The 15,622-nt window shown below is 54.0% G+C and carries 13 protein-coding genes; 4 read left to right on the top strand and 9 right to left on the bottom strand.

Annotated features, from left to right (window positions below):
* Nucleotides 1-49 precede the first annotated feature (49 nt).
* From LX66_RS16020 to LX66_RS15990, 7 genes are all read right to left on the bottom strand, one after another.
* Nucleotides 50-1,747 carry a GMC oxidoreductase gene (locus LX66_RS16020; protein WP_145715227.1) on the bottom strand — a complete coding sequence of 566 codons (1,698 nt, stop codon included), beginning with the start codon at nucleotides 1,745-1,747 and terminating at the stop codon, nucleotides 50-52.
* A 21-nt stretch (nucleotides 1,748-1,768) separates the two neighbouring features.
* Nucleotides 1,769-3,466: a GMC oxidoreductase gene (locus LX66_RS16015; protein ID WP_145715225.1), complete on the bottom strand. Its 1,698-nt coding sequence runs from the start codon at nucleotides 3,464-3,466 to the stop codon at nucleotides 1,769-1,771.
* A 49-nt stretch (nucleotides 3,467-3,515) separates the two neighbouring features.
* Complete coding sequence (locus tag LX66_RS16010) at nucleotides 3,516-4,091, bottom strand: gluconate 2-dehydrogenase subunit 3 family protein (RefSeq protein WP_145715223.1); 576 nt, start codon at nucleotides 4,089-4,091, stop codon at nucleotides 3,516-3,518.
* A gap of 145 nt (nucleotides 4,092-4,236) precedes the next feature.
* On the bottom strand, nucleotides 4,237-4,986 hold the full coding sequence (locus LX66_RS16005; RefSeq protein ID WP_145715221.1) for a L,D-transpeptidase family protein: 750 nt from the start codon (nucleotides 4,984-4,986) through the stop codon (nucleotides 4,237-4,239).
* A gap of 28 nt (nucleotides 4,987-5,014) precedes the next feature.
* Nucleotides 5,015-5,209 carry a hypothetical protein gene (locus LX66_RS16000; protein ID WP_145715220.1) on the bottom strand — a complete coding sequence of 65 codons (195 nt, stop codon included), beginning with the start codon at nucleotides 5,207-5,209 and terminating at the stop codon, nucleotides 5,015-5,017.
* Between the two features lie 123 nt (nucleotides 5,210-5,332).
* A complete protein-coding gene (hppD, locus tag LX66_RS15995; protein WP_145715218.1) occupies nucleotides 5,333-6,460 on the bottom strand; it encodes a 4-hydroxyphenylpyruvate dioxygenase in 1,128 nt (375 codons plus the stop codon).
* Nucleotides 6,461-6,805: 345 nt separating this feature from the next.
* Nucleotides 6,806-7,798, bottom strand: coding sequence for an aldo/keto reductase (locus tag LX66_RS15990; RefSeq protein ID WP_145715217.1), 993 nt, complete (start codon nucleotides 7,796-7,798; stop codon nucleotides 6,806-6,808).
* Nucleotides 7,799-7,887: 89 nt separating this feature from the next.
* Between LX66_RS15990 and LX66_RS15985 the strand changes: the two genes are divergently transcribed.
* From LX66_RS15985 to LX66_RS15975, 3 genes are all read left to right on the top strand, one after another.
* Entirely contained in the window at nucleotides 7,888-8,439 is a 552-nt protein-coding gene (locus LX66_RS15985) for an HD domain-containing protein (protein ID WP_145715216.1), read from the top strand.
* Between the two features lie 150 nt (nucleotides 8,440-8,589).
* Nucleotides 8,590-9,720, top strand: a complete 1,131-nt coding sequence (locus LX66_RS15980; protein WP_244620418.1) for a sensor histidine kinase — start codon at nucleotides 8,590-8,592, stop codon at nucleotides 9,718-9,720.
* A gap of 13 nt (nucleotides 9,721-9,733) precedes the next feature.
* Nucleotides 9,734-10,462 (top strand): LytR/AlgR family response regulator transcription factor, encoded by a 729-nt coding sequence (locus LX66_RS15975; RefSeq protein WP_145715215.1) that lies wholly within the window; start codon nucleotides 9,734-9,736, stop codon nucleotides 10,460-10,462.
* Nucleotides 10,463-10,470: 8 nt separating this feature from the next.
* Here LX66_RS15975 and LX66_RS15970 read toward each other — a convergent pair whose 3' ends face one another.
* Both LX66_RS15970 and LX66_RS15965 read right to left on the bottom strand, forming a co-directional pair.
* A complete protein-coding gene (locus LX66_RS15970) occupies nucleotides 10,471-11,628 on the bottom strand; it encodes a homogentisate 1,2-dioxygenase (protein ID WP_145715214.1) in 1,158 nt (385 codons plus the stop codon).
* 269 nt (nucleotides 11,629-11,897) lie between these two features.
* Nucleotides 11,898-12,647: a zinc metalloprotease gene (locus LX66_RS15965; protein ID WP_211366253.1), complete on the bottom strand. Its 750-nt coding sequence runs from the start codon at nucleotides 12,645-12,647 to the stop codon at nucleotides 11,898-11,900.
* A 391-nt stretch (nucleotides 12,648-13,038) separates the two neighbouring features.
* On the opposite strand from LX66_RS15965, the gene thrA reads away from it, so the two are divergent.
* Nucleotides 13,039-15,489, top strand: a complete 2,451-nt coding sequence (gene thrA / locus LX66_RS15960) for a bifunctional aspartate kinase/homoserine dehydrogenase I (protein WP_145715212.1) — start codon at nucleotides 13,039-13,041, stop codon at nucleotides 15,487-15,489.
* The last annotated feature ends 133 nt before the right edge of the window (nucleotides 15,490-15,622 follow it).

The raw sequence follows: 15,622 nt of genomic DNA, 5'->3' as shown, positions 1-15,622 counted from the left end.
CGCGCTGCTTATAAAAAATCAAATTCATTTACTATCCTTCATCCGCACATCAGATATTCCCTTTCTTCCCCTCCTTCACCGCGTAATCCGCTGCGCGGGCGGTGAGGGCCATGTAGGTAATGGAAGGATTCTGGCAGGCGGAAGAGGTCATACAGGCTCCGTCCGTAATAAATACGTTCTTCACCGCGTGTACCTGGTTCCATTTATTGAGCACGGAGGTCCCGGGATCTTTGCCCATACGCGCGGTGCCCATTTCGTGGATACAGTGGCCGGGAGGCGGCATGTCGTCATAGCCATGCACATTCTTCAGACCGGTGGCTTCCAGCATCTCTATCGCGCTCTGCTGCATGTCCTTGCGCATGGCCAGCTCATTGTCCCTGAATGCGCAGTCAATGTCCAGCGTAGGCAGGCCGTATTTATCCTTTTTGTCCTTGTTCAGCGTCACTTTGTTCTCGTAGTACGGCAGGTGTTCGCCCCAGGCGCCTACGCTCATGCCCCACTTGCCGGGCACCAACTGCGCTTCCTTGTAGGCGGCGCCCACCCCTTCGCTGCTGCCGGCACGGCCGCGGCCTGCGCCGCCCTGGTAGCCGAAGCCCCGTACATAATCCTTTTGCCGGGTGGCGGCATTCACGTTGCGGAAACGCGGTATGTAAATGCCATTGGGCCGGCGGCCGGCATTATAGTACTGGTCTTCAAAACCGTCAAACTCACCACTGGCGCCTACGCCATAATGGTGGTCCATCAGGTTATGGCCTACCTGTTCACTATCATTGCCCAGGCCGTTCGGGAAACGGTTGGATACGGAGTTGAGCAGGATAAAAGCGGTGCCCAGGGTGGAGCCGTTGAGGAAAATGATATTGGCGTAATATTCCACCGTTTGCAGGGTATGCGCATCCAGCACCCGTACCCCGGTGGCCCTGCCTTTCTGCTCGTCATAGATCACTTCCGTCACGATGCTGTCCGGGCGCAGGGTAAGATTGCCCGTAGCCGCGGCAGCGGGCAGGGTAACGCCATTACTGCTGAAGTAACCGGTGTACGGACAGCCCCGGGCACAAAGGTCGCGGTACTGGCATTGCCGCCCGTTCTGCATGGGTTTGGTAGCGTGGGCTATCCGGCCAATAGTGATAATACGGTCGTTATATTTTTCCCGGATGCGGGCGGCTACATGCTTTTCCAGGCAGTTCATTTCCATAGGCGGCAAAAACTGCCCGTCCGGCAACTGGGGCAGGCCTTCTGCCTGTCCGCTTACGCCGGCAAAGCGTTCCACGTAATCATACCAGGGTGCAATGTCCTTGTAACGGATCGGCCAGTCCACGCCATGCCCGTCTTTGGCATTGGCCTCAAAATCGAGGTCGCTCCAGCGGTAGCACTGGCGGCCCCACATCAGGGAGCGCCCGCCTACCTGGTAGCCGCGCAGCCAGTTAAAAGGTTTGACCTCATTGTAGGGATTTTCCTTGTCGTTTACCCAGAACTGCTGTGTGGCTTCGTCAAAAGCATAGCAGCGGCTCTGGATAGGATAGTTCTCCTTCATTTCGTTGGTGAACTGCAGACGGTGCCTGAACTCCCAGGGGTTCATCATGGCCGTAGTGTAGTCCTTTACGTGCTCCACGTTGCGGCCTCTCTCCAGCACCAGGGTTTTCAGCCCTTTCTCGCACAGCTCCTTGGCGGCCCACCCGCCACTGATGCCGGAACCCACTACAATTGCGTCATAGGTATTTCCTTTCTCTGCCTTAATGTTGAGATGCATGGTGTCTTAATGGGCGAATATCTATATGTTTCCTTTCTTCAGCTCTTTTACCGCGTAATCTGCCGCTCTGGCGGTCAGCGCCATGTAGGTGAGCGACGGGTTCACGCAGGAGGCGGAAGTCATGCAGGCGCCATCCGTTACAAACACGTTCTTCACCGCATGCACCTGGTTCCAGCCATTGAGGATGGAGGTTTTCGGATCGCGGCCCATACGCGCAGTGCCCATTTCATGAATGGCCATGCCCGGGAAGGAGCCGCCGTCATAGGTGGATACATCTTTCGCGCCGGCAGCTTCCAGCATTTCGGCTGCATCGTTCATCATATCCTTGCGCATCTTCATTTCATTCTCCTTGAACTCGGCATCGAATTTCAGCACGGGCTGGCCCCAGGCATCCTTCAGGGAATTGTCCAGGGTCACCATGTTCTGCTCATAGGGCAGGCATTCACCGAAGCCGCCCAGCCCCATGGTCCAGGTGCCGGGTTCCGTGATCTGCTGCTTGAAGTCCTTACCCACGCCCATTTCCGCGATGCCGCGTTGCCATCCGCTGCGGCTGGCGCCGCCCTGGTAGCCGAAGCCGCGCAGGTAATCGCGCTTGTCGCTGCCAACGTTACGGTAGCGCGGTATATAGATGCCGTTGGCACGGCGACCAAAGTAATACTTGTCGTCAAAGCCCTCCACCTTGCCGGAGGCGCCGGTACGGAAGTGGTGGTCCATCAGGTACTTGCCCAATACGCCGCTGTCGTTGCCCAGGCCGTTCGGGAAGCGGTTGGAGATGGAGTTCATGAGCACAAAGGTGGTGCCCAGGGTGGAGCCGTTCACAAAAATGATTTTGGCATAGTACTCCGTCATTTCCTTGCTGTGCTTGTCTATCACCCTTACGCCGGTAGCTTTGCCTTTCTGCTCGTCGTAAATAATGGAATTTACGATGGAATCCGGGCGCAGCGTCAGGTTGCCGGTTGCCACGGCTGCAGGCAAGGTAGAGGATTGCGTGCTGAAGTAAGCGCCGAACGGGCAACCGCGGCTGCACAGGTTACGGAACTGGCAGGCGGTACGGCCGGGCAGCGGCTTGGTGATGTTGGCCACGCGGCCGATGGTCATAATACGGCCTTTAAAATTAGCTTCGATCTTTTTCTTGACCTCCTCTTCTACACAGTTCATGGGCATGGGCGGCATAAACTGTCCGTCGGGCAGTTGGGGCAATCCTTCCGCCTGTCCGCTGATGCCGGCAAAACGCTCCACGTAGTCATACCAGGGCGCAATATCCTTGTAGCGGATGGGCCAGTCCACGGCAATGCCGTCCTTTAAATTCGCCTCAAAATCCAGGTCGCTTAAGCGGTAAGACTGCCGGCCCCACATGATGGATTTACCACCTACAATGTCAGGACGGTACCAGTCAAACCTTTTTTCCTCCTTGTAAGGGCTGTCGATATCCTTTATCCAGAATTTTTCATTGTGCTCGCTGTAAGGATAGTCACGTTTCAGGTAGGGGTGTGTTTCACGCTGTTCTATCGTAATGCGCCCGCGGTGGGTAAACTCCCAGGGGTCTTTGGTAGCAGTATCATAATCTTTCACATGCTCCAGTTTTTTACCCCGGTCCAGCATCAGTACTTTCAGTCCTTTTTCAGTCAGTTCTTTAGCGGCCCATCCGCCGCTTACACCGGAGCCGATCACAATAGCGTCATATGTATTTTGCTCCTGTGCCTTTATATTCAGATTCATGGAATTTCCTTTTTTGTTAAAATGATCTTTGCTTCTTACTTCCTGCTTCCTACATGGCCCATGCCTTCTCCCCTTCCTTGTAGGGAATGCAGCCTTCATATTTCCCAGGCACCGCTACATAGCGGAGCGCCTTGGTAGCGCCAGGCTCGGAGGTAAAGTAGCCCAGCAGGGTCAGTTCCTTGATCAGTTGGAAATAATGCGGCCCGTCTTCCGGCTGCTTGTTCTCTCTTTTATTGTAAGCCACCCGCTCCTTGTCAACCGCTGTAAGCACGGCTGTTTTCTCTTCTGCCGTCAGCTCCGTAAATGGCTTTTTGTATTGTTGCTGGCTGGCCTCATCGATCTTCTTCAGGCCATCCAGGAGCACCTGCTGGTCTTTCTGCTCGTAGCAGTCGTTCATCATCAGTACGATGAATTCGTCTACCTTGGCCGCTTTGGCGCCAGGCGTATCCGTTTCCGGTATAATGGTTTCCGCTATCTCAGCCAGTATGGATTTTGTTTCCGGCGCCTCCAGGGCGTAGTTTTTCGGCGCGGAGCTTTTACAGCCTTCCAGGGCTGCCAACGTGGAAGCAGAAATGGCACTGCCCAGGAGAAGGGCAACGTTCTTAATGGCATCTCTTCTATTCATAACAGTAAATTGATTTGACCTTTAGCCAACAAAATAATGAATTAATAATTAATAATGAATAATTAATAATACCCGTAGTACCGATGCTGTGCGAAACACCGGCGTTACGGGCATTAATTATTAATTGTTAATTATTAATTCTTAATTACATCACGTATTTCCCCTTGTTGTCCACCAGCACAACCGGCAGGCGGTGATGTTTTTCAAAGTAGTCGTATGCGGTTTTCAGCTCCACCCAGAACTGCTGGGAGCTGTTGTCCGTAAGGGATACGCCGCCCAGGTAGTCCATGGAGCGGGTATTGCCGAACTTCACCGGGTATACATGTACGGGTATAAAATCCTGACCGGCATTCTTGGCGTTCACCGCCAGGATGTACACCTCCTCAATGTATTCATCTGTCAGCGGGATACAGCCTACGGTCAGGCAACTGCCGTGAATGTATATTTCCCCGCCCGGCTTCTTGGGATCGCTCAGTATCTTGTCGGAATAGTTGGGATAGTTAATGCCCAGGGACAGGTGGTAGTTGCTGTTGGGATTGAAGTCATTGATGTAGTAGAACCCTTCCGGTACCTGCCGGTCACCCTCTTTACGCTTGGGCCCCATTTTGCCGGACAGGGTGCATACGCGGTAGGATTTGAACAGGCGGAAAGTGTCCGTTATGCTGTTCTTCACCCATATTTCCAGCTCGCTGTCCAGTTTAAAGGAGCGCATGAAGATATATTTGGCCGGATAAGCCAGCCCCTTTTTCTCAAACTCCTTTTTCAGCGCTTCTTCTTTTTCCCGGAAAGCCACGCCTACTTTGGGGAACAGCTTCTGGTTCTCCAGGAAGGACTGCTGGGCCCAGGCAGTGGAAGCGCTCCACATCAGAATTGCCGCTACAATGATCCGCTTCATATGCTTTTTAACAAAATTTTAATAGCTATCAACGACTGAATAAATTGACATAAGCTAAAAAGAATAACAACAATGCAAAAATAATATATATAATCATACCGATCTTGCGGTTGGCCAGGCGCAGGATATAATGCTCATGACCCTGGTAGATCAGGTAGGCGGTGATGGCCTGGAATATCCCTCCCAACAGGAACAAAATACCAAATATTGTTTGTGTTCTCATAAAACAAACGTGCTATAATAATGGAATATTGCACGAAATTAATGTGCAGACTGGCATATAGCAAATGTGCAGACGAAAATACCTTCATCTGCACATCAGCATATTTAGCATATCAGCACTCCATCACAGGTTGCCCCTCAGCGCCTGCTCCCGCTCAATGCTCTCAAACAGGGCCTTGAAATTGCCTTTACCAAAGGATTTGGCGCCTTTGCGCTGTATGATCTCGAAGAAAACGGTAGGGCGGTCCTGTACAGGTTTGGTGAAGATCTGCAGCAGGTAGCCCTCCTCGTCGCGGTCTACCAGGATGCCCAGCTCACGCAGGGGGGCCATATCCTCGTCTATCTTCCCCACCCGGTCCAGCAGCTCGTCATAATAAGTGCCGGGCACGGTAAGAAATTCCACGCCCCTGCGCTGCAGCTCGCTTACGGTATGGATAATGTCGTTGGTGGCAATAGCCACGTGCTGTACGCCCGGGCCGCCGTAAAAATCCAGGTATTCCTCGATCTGGGATTTCTTCTTGCCTTCGGCGGGCTCATTGATCGGGAATTTGATGCGCCCGTTGCCGTTGCTCATCACCTTGCTCATTAAAGCGGAGTACTCCGTGGAAATGTCCTTGTCATCAAAGGAGACCAGGTTGTGGAAACCCATGGTAGTGGCGTAAAAGTTCACCCAGGTGTTCATTTCATTCCAGCCTACGTTGCCCACGCAGTGGTCCACGTATTGCAAGCCGGTGGGGGCAGGGTTGTAAGCGGTTTTCCACTCCCGGAAGCCGGGCAGGAAGGGGCCTTTGTAATTTTTACGCTCCACGAAAATATGCACAGTATCGCCATAGGTGTGGATGCCGCTGCGCACCACCTCGCCAAACCCGTCCTTTTCCACTACCGGCTCCAGGAAAGGCCGGGCGCCTCTTTCCACCGTGGCGGCAAAGGCGGCACGGGCATCATCTACCCACAGGGCCAGCACTTTTACGCCATCGCCGTGCCTGTCAATGTGCTGCGCGATCTCGTTGCCGGGCTTCAAAGGAGTGGTAAGCACAAAACGCAGCTTGTTTTGCACCAGCACATAGGAAACGCGGTCCTTTACGCCCGTCTCCGGCCCGGCATAGGCGGCAGACTGGAAACCGAAGGCGGTCTTGTAAAAATGGGCGGCCTGCCTGGCATTGCCCACGTAAAATTCAATGTAATCCGTACCATTCAGCGGTAAGAAATCGGGGGTGCCTGTATGCACGGCGTTTGCAGTGGCTGTATCCATATCTGTAGACGTTTAAGAAAATTTTGGTGTATGAAAAAATTAATGGTTGGTTTATGATCTGGTCAGATGTCCGGTGTATGACAAATGCATGCAGGCGATACCGTTGCTGTCCCGGGAAATGGAAAATGGAAACAAATATGTAAAAACGGGGAATCACTGCCCGGAGGTAGCCGGCGCCGGCATTAAGCGGCAAACGAATCCATGGCCAGGGTGGCCATTAAGAAGCAGTATTTAATATGGCGCTGGTCAGCGCCGCGATATGTATGCAGGTATTGCATGCTAATGCAATAATACGAAAAAAATGATTAGCAGTTAGCTTCACAGCTAACTGCTAATCACTAAGATTTATACCAGCTCCACTTTGTACAACCTTTCATTAATAAAGTTGATCTCCTCCGGGCTCAGCTTCACCTCGATGGCTTTGGCATTCTGGATAGCCTGGCTGGCATCACGGGCGCCTACCAGCGCTACGGTAATGCCCGGCCTTTCTATGGTCCAGCGGATCACCAGTTGCGCCAGGGTAGCGCCTTTGCTTTCCGCCATGGGGAGCAACTCGTCCAGGAATGCATTGATGCGGGCAAGGTTCTCCGGCTGGTAGAATTTGGTGCCGGGGCGGTGGTCGCCGGCATTGAACACATGGCCCGGCTTTATCTTACCGGTGAGGATGCCCCTTTGCAGCGGGCTGTACGCCAGTATGCCTTTCTTATGCCGGATGCAGTACGGCACCAGCTCTTCCTCGATGGTCCTTTCCACCATGCTGAACGGCACCTGGTTGGAGGCCAGGCGGATCACCTGCTCCGCCTCCTGCATCTGCGATACATTATAATTGGATACGCCGGCAGCCCGTATCTTGCCCTGCTCCTGCAGGCGCAGCACTGCTTCAAAGGTCTCCGCGATCGGCGTGGTCACGTCCGGCCAGTGGATCTGGTACAGGTCTATATAGTCCGTTCCCAGGCGGCGCAGGCTGTCCTCGCATTCTTTGATCACGCTTTCCCTGCCGGCATATTTGTAAATATCAATGTCTTTGCCGCTGTTGTCCTGGCTTTTGAACGCCAGCGCACCTTGGGCCAGGTCCCAGCGCATCCCGAACTTGGTGAGCACCTGCACCTTGTCGCGCGGAATGCTTTTCAGGGCCTCCCCTACAATTTCCTCGCTCAGTCCCTGCCCGTAAATGGGTGCCGTGTCAATAGATGTCACCCCGTGATCGACGGACGCCTGTATGGCCGCCAGGGCATCCCTGCGCTCTGCGCCGCCCCACATCCATCCGCCAATGGCCCATGCACCAAAGGTGATGGCCGATACTTCCAGATTGCTCTCTCCTAATTGCCTGTATTCCATATTGTTGATTTTTAATGAGCGTAAAGATAAAAGGTATTTTTTTTGATAGGTATTTACTATCTATACTATCTAATTAGATAGACATTATCATGGAAGCACTGCTGGAACAGGTAAAGGACTTCGCCCGCCAGGCCCATGGGGAGCAAACCCGCAAATATACCCCGGAGCCTTATATCGTGCATCCCGTGCGGGTAATGGAGATCTGCCGCGCCCACCAGGCCGATACGGCCATGCTGGCTGCAGCGCTGCTGCACGATGTGCTGGAGGACACGCCGGTGAACAAACAGGCCATGAAAGATTTCCTGGATCACGTTATGAATGCGCCACAGGCGACGCGCACCCTGCAGTTGGTAGTAGAACTGACAGACGTCTACACCAGGGCGGCCTATCCCCGATGGAACCGGCGCAAGCGCAAGGCCATGGAGACAGCGCGCCTGGAAAAGATCAGCGCTGCGGCACAGACCGTTAAATATGCCGACATCGTGGACAACTGCAAAGAGATCGTGCACCATGATCCCGATTTTGCCAAAGTCTTCCTGCGTGAATGTAAGGCCCTGCTGAAAAAAATGACCCGGGGCCACCAGCAACTGTATCAAAAGGCGGTGGCCCTGGTGGATGAGAACCTGGCCCGCCTGGACTAAACCCCGCCTGTCATCCATTTTCTCCGTCCTTTCGTCAATTTTTCTCCGCAGGTCATATGCAGGGCCAGGCGGAGCGGCGGATTTTGATTACCTTTAAGAGCGGCCGCCGGCGCCCCTGCTGCCGCTATCCATGCATTAAACTCAAGCACCTTGCCTGTCCGTCCTGCACACTACAACTGGCTATTCCGGTACCGGCTGTACCACCTGCCGTTCTGGTTCCTGTACCATTCCATGTGGTGGACGCTGGCCACCGGCGATCCCTGGATCGTGATCAACAACATCCTCTTTTCGCCCTATTCCGTCAAGTTCTCCTTTTACGTGGTATTCCAGGCCCTGGGCGCTTATTTCAACCTGTATTTCCTGATGCCCCGCTTCCTGGAAAAAGGACGTTATGTGCCCTACATCCTGCTTTTCCTGCTGACCGTTGTTACAACCGCTGCCCTGATTGTTAGCGGCTACTATGCCGGCGCGGCCTGGACGCACCACTCCTTCGAGGAGCTGTACGGCCTGAAGCCGGACAATTACCTCCAGCTTTTCAAGGGCTCTACCCTGCCTTCCACCCTGGCAGGCATGACACTGGCCATGAGCATACGCCTGGCCAAAAGCTGGATAAAGGCCCAGCGCAGGCAGCAGCTCCTGGAAAAGGAAAAGCTGGAAACCGAGCTGAAATTCCTGAAGTCGCAGTTCAACCCGCATTTTCTTTTCAATACCATCAACTCCATATTTGTGCTCATCCATAAAAACCCGGCCATGGCCTCCGCATCGCTGGCCAAATTTTCCGACCTGCTCCGGTACCAGCTCTACGAGTGCAATGAGCAGGAGATCCCGCTGGAACAGGAACTGGGCTACCTCAGCAATTTTATTGAGCTGGAAAAGCTCCGACAGGATCACAATAATTTTGAGCTCACACTGGAGGTGGGGGAGCCGCATACCGGCGACCTTACCATTGCGCCTTTTGTATTAATGCCTTTCGTGGAAAATGCGTTCAAGCACGTATCGCAGCGGAAGGACCAGCCCAACTGGATCAGGCTGCACCTCCGCTTTGAGGGGCAGCGCCTGCTGTTTGACATTGCCAACAGCATGTCCCTACAGCAGCAGGCATCCGGCGGTTTCCTGCGGCACAGCGGCATTGGCCTGAAGAACGTGCAGCGCAGGCTGGACCTGGTATATCCCGGCAAGCACCACCTGCATATCCAACAAGACGGAGATCAATTCAGGGTCACCCTGCAACTGCACCTGCACGGGCATACGGCAGCGGAGCCGGTTACCGTGCCCGCATAAAAACAATAACATTATGCTGTTGAACTGTGTCACCATCGACGACGAGCCCCTGGCCCGGGAATGCATTGCCAACTATGTAAAGGAGGTGGACTTCCTGCAACTGGTAGGCGAAGGCAGCAATCCCGTGGAACTGACCCGCCTGCTGGGGACGCAGCAGGTAGACCTGGTTTTCCTGGACATACAGATGCCGGTAATGAACGGTATCGAGTTCCTTAAAATGGCCCCGCACCTGCCCATGGTCATTATCAGCACGGCCTATCCCACCTATGCACTGGAAGGCTTCCAACTGGATGTGCTGGACTACCTGCTCAAGCCCATTACCTTCGACCGTTTTTTCAAGGCCGTAAGCAAAGCCCGGGATTACCGGCAATTGCTGGCCCGGTCTGCCGCGGCAGGCCCTTCCAGGGCGGAGGAGGAGGATTATTTCTTTATCCGCTGCGACTACAAATATGAAAGGATCTGCTTTGACGATATCCTCTACATTGAGGCCATGCAGAACTACGTGACCATCTACACCGTGAAGGGCAAGTACCTGGCCCTGCTGTCGCTGAAGAACGTGGAGGAAAAGCTGGAGCGGCATCCCTTTATCCGGGTGCATAAATCCTACATCGTCTCCATCCCGCGGATAGAGGCCATTGAGAATAACGAGATCATCATCCGCTCCTGCCGCATCCCCGTAAGCCGCAACTACTATGAGCAGGTGCTCAGCCGGGTGGTGAACAACCGGCTCTGGAAAAAATAGCGCCATCCTTATTCCGCCCAGCTCATCACGTACTGCTGGTCCTCAATGGCCAGCGCCGCTTCCGTTACCTGCAGCGGGTGAAAAGTATCCACCATCACGGCCAGCTCTTTGGTCTCTCTGGCACCGATGCTTTTCTCCACCGCGCCCGGGTGCGGCCCGTGCGGAATGCCACCGGGATGCAGGGTGATCATGCCGCGGGTCACGTGCTTGCGGCTCATAAAATCACCGTCCACATAGTACAGCAGCTCATCGCTGTCTATATTGCTGTGGTTATACGGCGCCGGTATGGACAGGGGGTGATAATCGAACAGGCGCGGGCAGAAAGAGCATACCACGAAGTTATTGCCCTCGAAGGTCTGGTGCACCGGTGGCGGCTGGTGTACCCGCCCGGTAATGGGCTCAAAATCATGAATGGAAAAAGCAAAGGGATATTCGCAGCCGTCCCAGCCCACCACATCAAAAGGATGGTGGGCATAATGGATCGGGTACATCATACCTTTCTTTTTGATACGGATCAGGAAATCGCCCGCCTGGTCAATGGTCTGCAGGTTTTGCGGCTGGCGGATATCGCGCTCGCAGAAAGGCGCATGCTCCATCAACTGCCCGTACTGGCTCAGGTAGCGTTTGGGAAAACGGATAGGGCTATACGACTCCAGGATAAAGAGGCGGTTCTGCGCATTGTCAAAAGATAGCTGGTAAATGGTGCCCCGTGGTATCACCAGGTAATCACCATACCCGAAGGGTAGCTGCCCGTACTGGGTATGCAGGATACCGGCGCCTTCATGCACAAAGATCATTTCATCGGCATCAGCGTTCTTGTAAAAATAATCCTGCATACTTTGCTGCGGGGCGGCCAGCACTACCTGGCAGTCGTTGTTCACCAGCACGGCCTTGCGGCTGTCCAGGAAATCAGGCGCCGGCGCTATGTTAAAGCCCTGGAAGCTGCGGTGTTTCAGCATTTTCTCTTCCGCAATGCGCGGTGCTACGGAATAAGGCTCATCCACTTTCGTGATCTCCGTAGGCGGGTGGCAATGGTACAGCAGGGAATAATGGGAGGAAAACCCTTCCGTGGAAAAAAGCTGCTCCGAATACAGGGTGCCGTCCGGCTTGCGGAATTGGGTATGACGTTTATGCGGGATCTCTCCCAGTTTATGATAATGAGGCACGGTTGTTAGTATAAAGGGTGAAGAATGAGGTATGAAGTAAGACGCAGGACGTATGATGTATGAGGTAGGATGTAAGAATTATGATGCGTAACACATCCTCCCTCCTATCTCATACCTCTTACATCCTACTTCCTACGAGTCCATTGCCAAAGTGGCTAAAAGGAAATAGTATTTCCATTTCCTTTTATCGATATAATAAGTGAAGTTCCGGAAGTAAGGCATAACGTGTACTTTACGTTGCCTGACAAATATAACCCTTTTGCCGCTAACTACCGGCCGCCGTTGGCCTGCAGGTCGGCCAGGCAGGCATTGTCAAAAACCGGTATGTCGTTCCCCGGCAAAAAGCCCAGTATGGCGGTGGTTTCGGAAGCGTAGTACATCAGGCAGTCCTGGGTGCTGCAGTGGTTGCCATGGTCCGGGTCCTTGTGCGGCGTTTGCATGGGCGAGCCAATGTCCACCAGGCCCAGTAAGTGCCCCAGTTCATGCTCCGCTACGGTAGCCTGCAGGTTGCTGCGGCTTACCTGCCCTACCCCGCCGGAATTGTCGTGCAGGGTTTTGCCGAACAGGCACATGGAAGTATTGCGGTAGGCAATGCCCAGCACATTGCTTTGCGTATAGCCGCCATTGGTAAAGAGGAAATAGATGCCCAGCTCCTTGCCCGAGGTATATACGGTACGGTATTGTTTTTCCAGGGCGGCTATCTCGTCCACGGACAGTACCTCCTTGTCGCTGGCCGGCACTTCCCTGTACACCACCTGCATGCCGCCGGGTTTGTTCAGGCGGGCGTTCAGCAGGCTTACCAGGTGAGTAACGGCCGCATCCTGCGGGCGGTACCCGGGCATATACTGTATCTCTATTTTCAGGGACGTATAGGCATCTGCACTGAGCAGGTCATGGGCGGAGGCCCCGGTGCCCTTGTTGTGGTAAGCTACCGGCAAGGCGTTGGCCGGTTCGTTGTCAGACTTGCTGCAGCCAGCTAAAATGGTAAAAACCAGTAAGTGTAACAATGTTTTCCGCATACTTTGGATTTGGTGCTCGGTGCTGCAAGATAGCAGCTATTATACAGGAAATAAAGAAGATACGTATAGCGGCCTCATAATTCGAGGTTATTCTTAACAACGTCATTTTCTTTGAATAATTTCAAAAGTTTGACAATCTTGTTGTTTTTTCGCCATAAAATATTCACTTTTGTTGCCGGAAAGTAAAAATTTCATAATAGTGCTGGTAAAATCCACATATTTCACTAACGCTTCTCGCTCCTCCTCCGGGGCAGGCTTTGGCACTATTATTATTACCACCATTACCCCTGTGCGGGGTTAAGGTACACATATCATCCCACGACCACGCAGGTGGTAGGTTCCGGTAAGGGAACAACACCTTTTCTACGCACAACTAACATCATTTCAAATCATGCAGGTATTAAAATTCGGCGGTACTTCCATGGGCAGTACCAGGGCCATAGAACAAGTTTGCAACATCGTACTCCACCAGAAACCGCAGGGACGCTTTGCCATTGTGGCTTCCGCCATGGGCGGCGTTACCGATAAGCTGATCCAGTGCGGCCGGCTGGCCGGCCAGGGACAGGAACAATACAAAAGCGTATTGCAGGAAATTGAGGCCAAGCACCTCGATACCATCCGCACCCTGTTCCCTATCACCGCCCAGAGCAGCCTGATAAGCCAGGTAAAGAAAAAGCTGAACGCCCTGGAAACCCTCTGCGACGGCATATTCCAGGTAGGCGAGCTAAGCGCCCGCTCCCTGGACAAGATCATGTCCTTCGGCGAGCTGGTATCTACCTACATGCTGGCGGAAAAGCTGAAACAAATGGGCGCCGCGGCCGTGTGGAAGGACAGCCGGGAGTTGATCGTTACAAACGCCGCCTTTGGCAATGCCCATGTGGACTTCCTGGCCACCAACCACCAGGTAGGGGAATATTTCCAGGAGGAAAAAGCGGATTATGTAGTGGTGCCCGGCTTTGTAGCCGCCACCCCCGACGGAGAAACCACCACCCTGGGCCGCGGCGGGTCCGACTATACGGCCGCCATACTGGCCGCCGCCCTCAACGCCGAAGTGCTGGACATCTGGACGGACGTGAGCGGCATGATGACCGCCGATCCCCGCCTGGTATCCCAGGCCATCCCGATCCCCCACATCAGTTACGAAGAAGCGATGGAGCTGTCGCATTTCGGGGCCAAAGTGATCTACCCCCCTACCATCCAGCCGGTAATGACCAAGCGCATCCCGATATGGATCAAGAACACCTTTGCGCCGGAGGACCACGGCACCCTCATCCACATGCAGGACGGCCATAACCGCGCCTATCCCGTAACCGGCATCTCCGGCATCCAGCACATCGCCCTGCTGACGCTGGAAGGCAGCGGCATGATCGGTATCCCCGGTATTTCCCGCCGTCTCTTTGATGCGCTCTTACAGGAACGCATCAACGTGATCCTGATCACCCAAAGCTCCTCCGAGCACTCCATAACCGTAGGCATACACGAATCCGATATGCTGAAGGCCAAAACTACCGTGGACAGCGAGTTTGCCCAGGAAATACAGGAAAAGCAGATAGAGCCGCTGCTGGTGGAGCGCGACCTCTGCATCGTGGCCGTGGTAGGCGACAAAATGAAGAACCACCACGGCACCAGCGGCAAGCTGTTTGGCGCCCTGGGCCGCAACGGGGTGAATGTGCGCGCCATTGCGCAGGGCTCCACGGAAAAGAACATCTCCGCCGTTATCAACCGCTCCGATATCAAGAAGGCCCTCAACGTGATACATGAAGCCTTCTTTGAAACGCCGCTCAAGCAATTGAACGTGTTCATTGCCGGCGTGGGCAACGTGGGCAGCAAGCTGCTGGAACAACTGGAACAGCAGCGGGAATACCTCCAGCAGGAGCTGGGCCTGCAGGTACGGGTGGCCGGCATTGCCAACAGCAAGAAAATGCTGTTTGGTCACGAAGCCATCCAGATACCCCAGTGGCGGGAGCAGTTGCAGGAACAGGGCGAGCCTTCCGACCTCTGGGCCTTTGTACAGAAAATAAAATCACTGAACCTGCGCAACAGCGTATTCGTGGACAATACCGCCAGCAGCGATGTGGCAGCCATCTACGGGGAGTTCCTGCAGCACGGCATTTCCGTGGTCACCTGCAACAAGATAGCCTGCTCTGCAGACTATGCCGCCTACAAGCAACTGAAGGACCTGGCCCGCCGCTACAATGCCTCCTTCCTGTTTGAGACCAACGTAGGCGCCGGCCTGCCGGTGATCAATACCCTGAACGACCTGGTGCGCAGCGGCGACAAGGTGCGGAGCATAGAAGCCGTGCTGTCCGGCAGCCTCAACTTCGTGTTCAATCACTTCGTGAACGGCGCTTCCTTCCGCGAGGTGGTAAAGGCCGCCCAGGACGAGGGCTATACCGAACCGGACCCGCGCATAGACCTGAGCGGCACCGATGTGATGCGCAAAATACTGATCCTGGCGCGGGAAAGCGGCGCCGTGATGGAGCTGGAGGATATCACCAACCACTCCTTCCTGCCGGCCGCCTGCCTGGAAGCGCCCTCCGTGGACGCCTTCTATGAGCAACTGGGCGTACATGCAGACCATTTCCTGCAACTGCGGCAGCAGGCGGACAAGGAAGGCAAGCGCCTCAAGTTCGTAGCCAGCTACAGGGATGGCAAGGCCGCCGTGGGCCTGCAGGCCGTAGCGCCGGACCATCCCTTTTACCAGTTGGAAGGCAAGGACAATATCGTGCTCTATACCACCAACCGCTATGCGCAGCAGCCGCTGATCGTAAAAGGCGCCGGGGCCGGGGCCGATGTGACCGCTTCCGGTATATTTGCGGATATTATCAGAACAGGGCGGTAAAAATGTAAAATTTTAAATGTAAAATGCTAAATGTAAAAGTTGGCAGCAGCGCATTATTGAGACAATCCGGTTTACATTGAAACATATCTACTAACTTCTACATTTTACACTTAGAATTTTACATTTTACATTC

Origin of the sequence: Chitinophaga japonensis (genome assembly GCF_007830125.1) — a bacterium.
Taxonomy (GTDB): domain Bacteria; phylum Bacteroidota; class Bacteroidia; order Chitinophagales; family Chitinophagaceae; genus Chitinophaga; species Chitinophaga japonensis.
The sequence above is the reverse complement of the archived record's forward strand: the minus strand, read 5'-3'. Positions and strand labels throughout refer to the sequence as shown.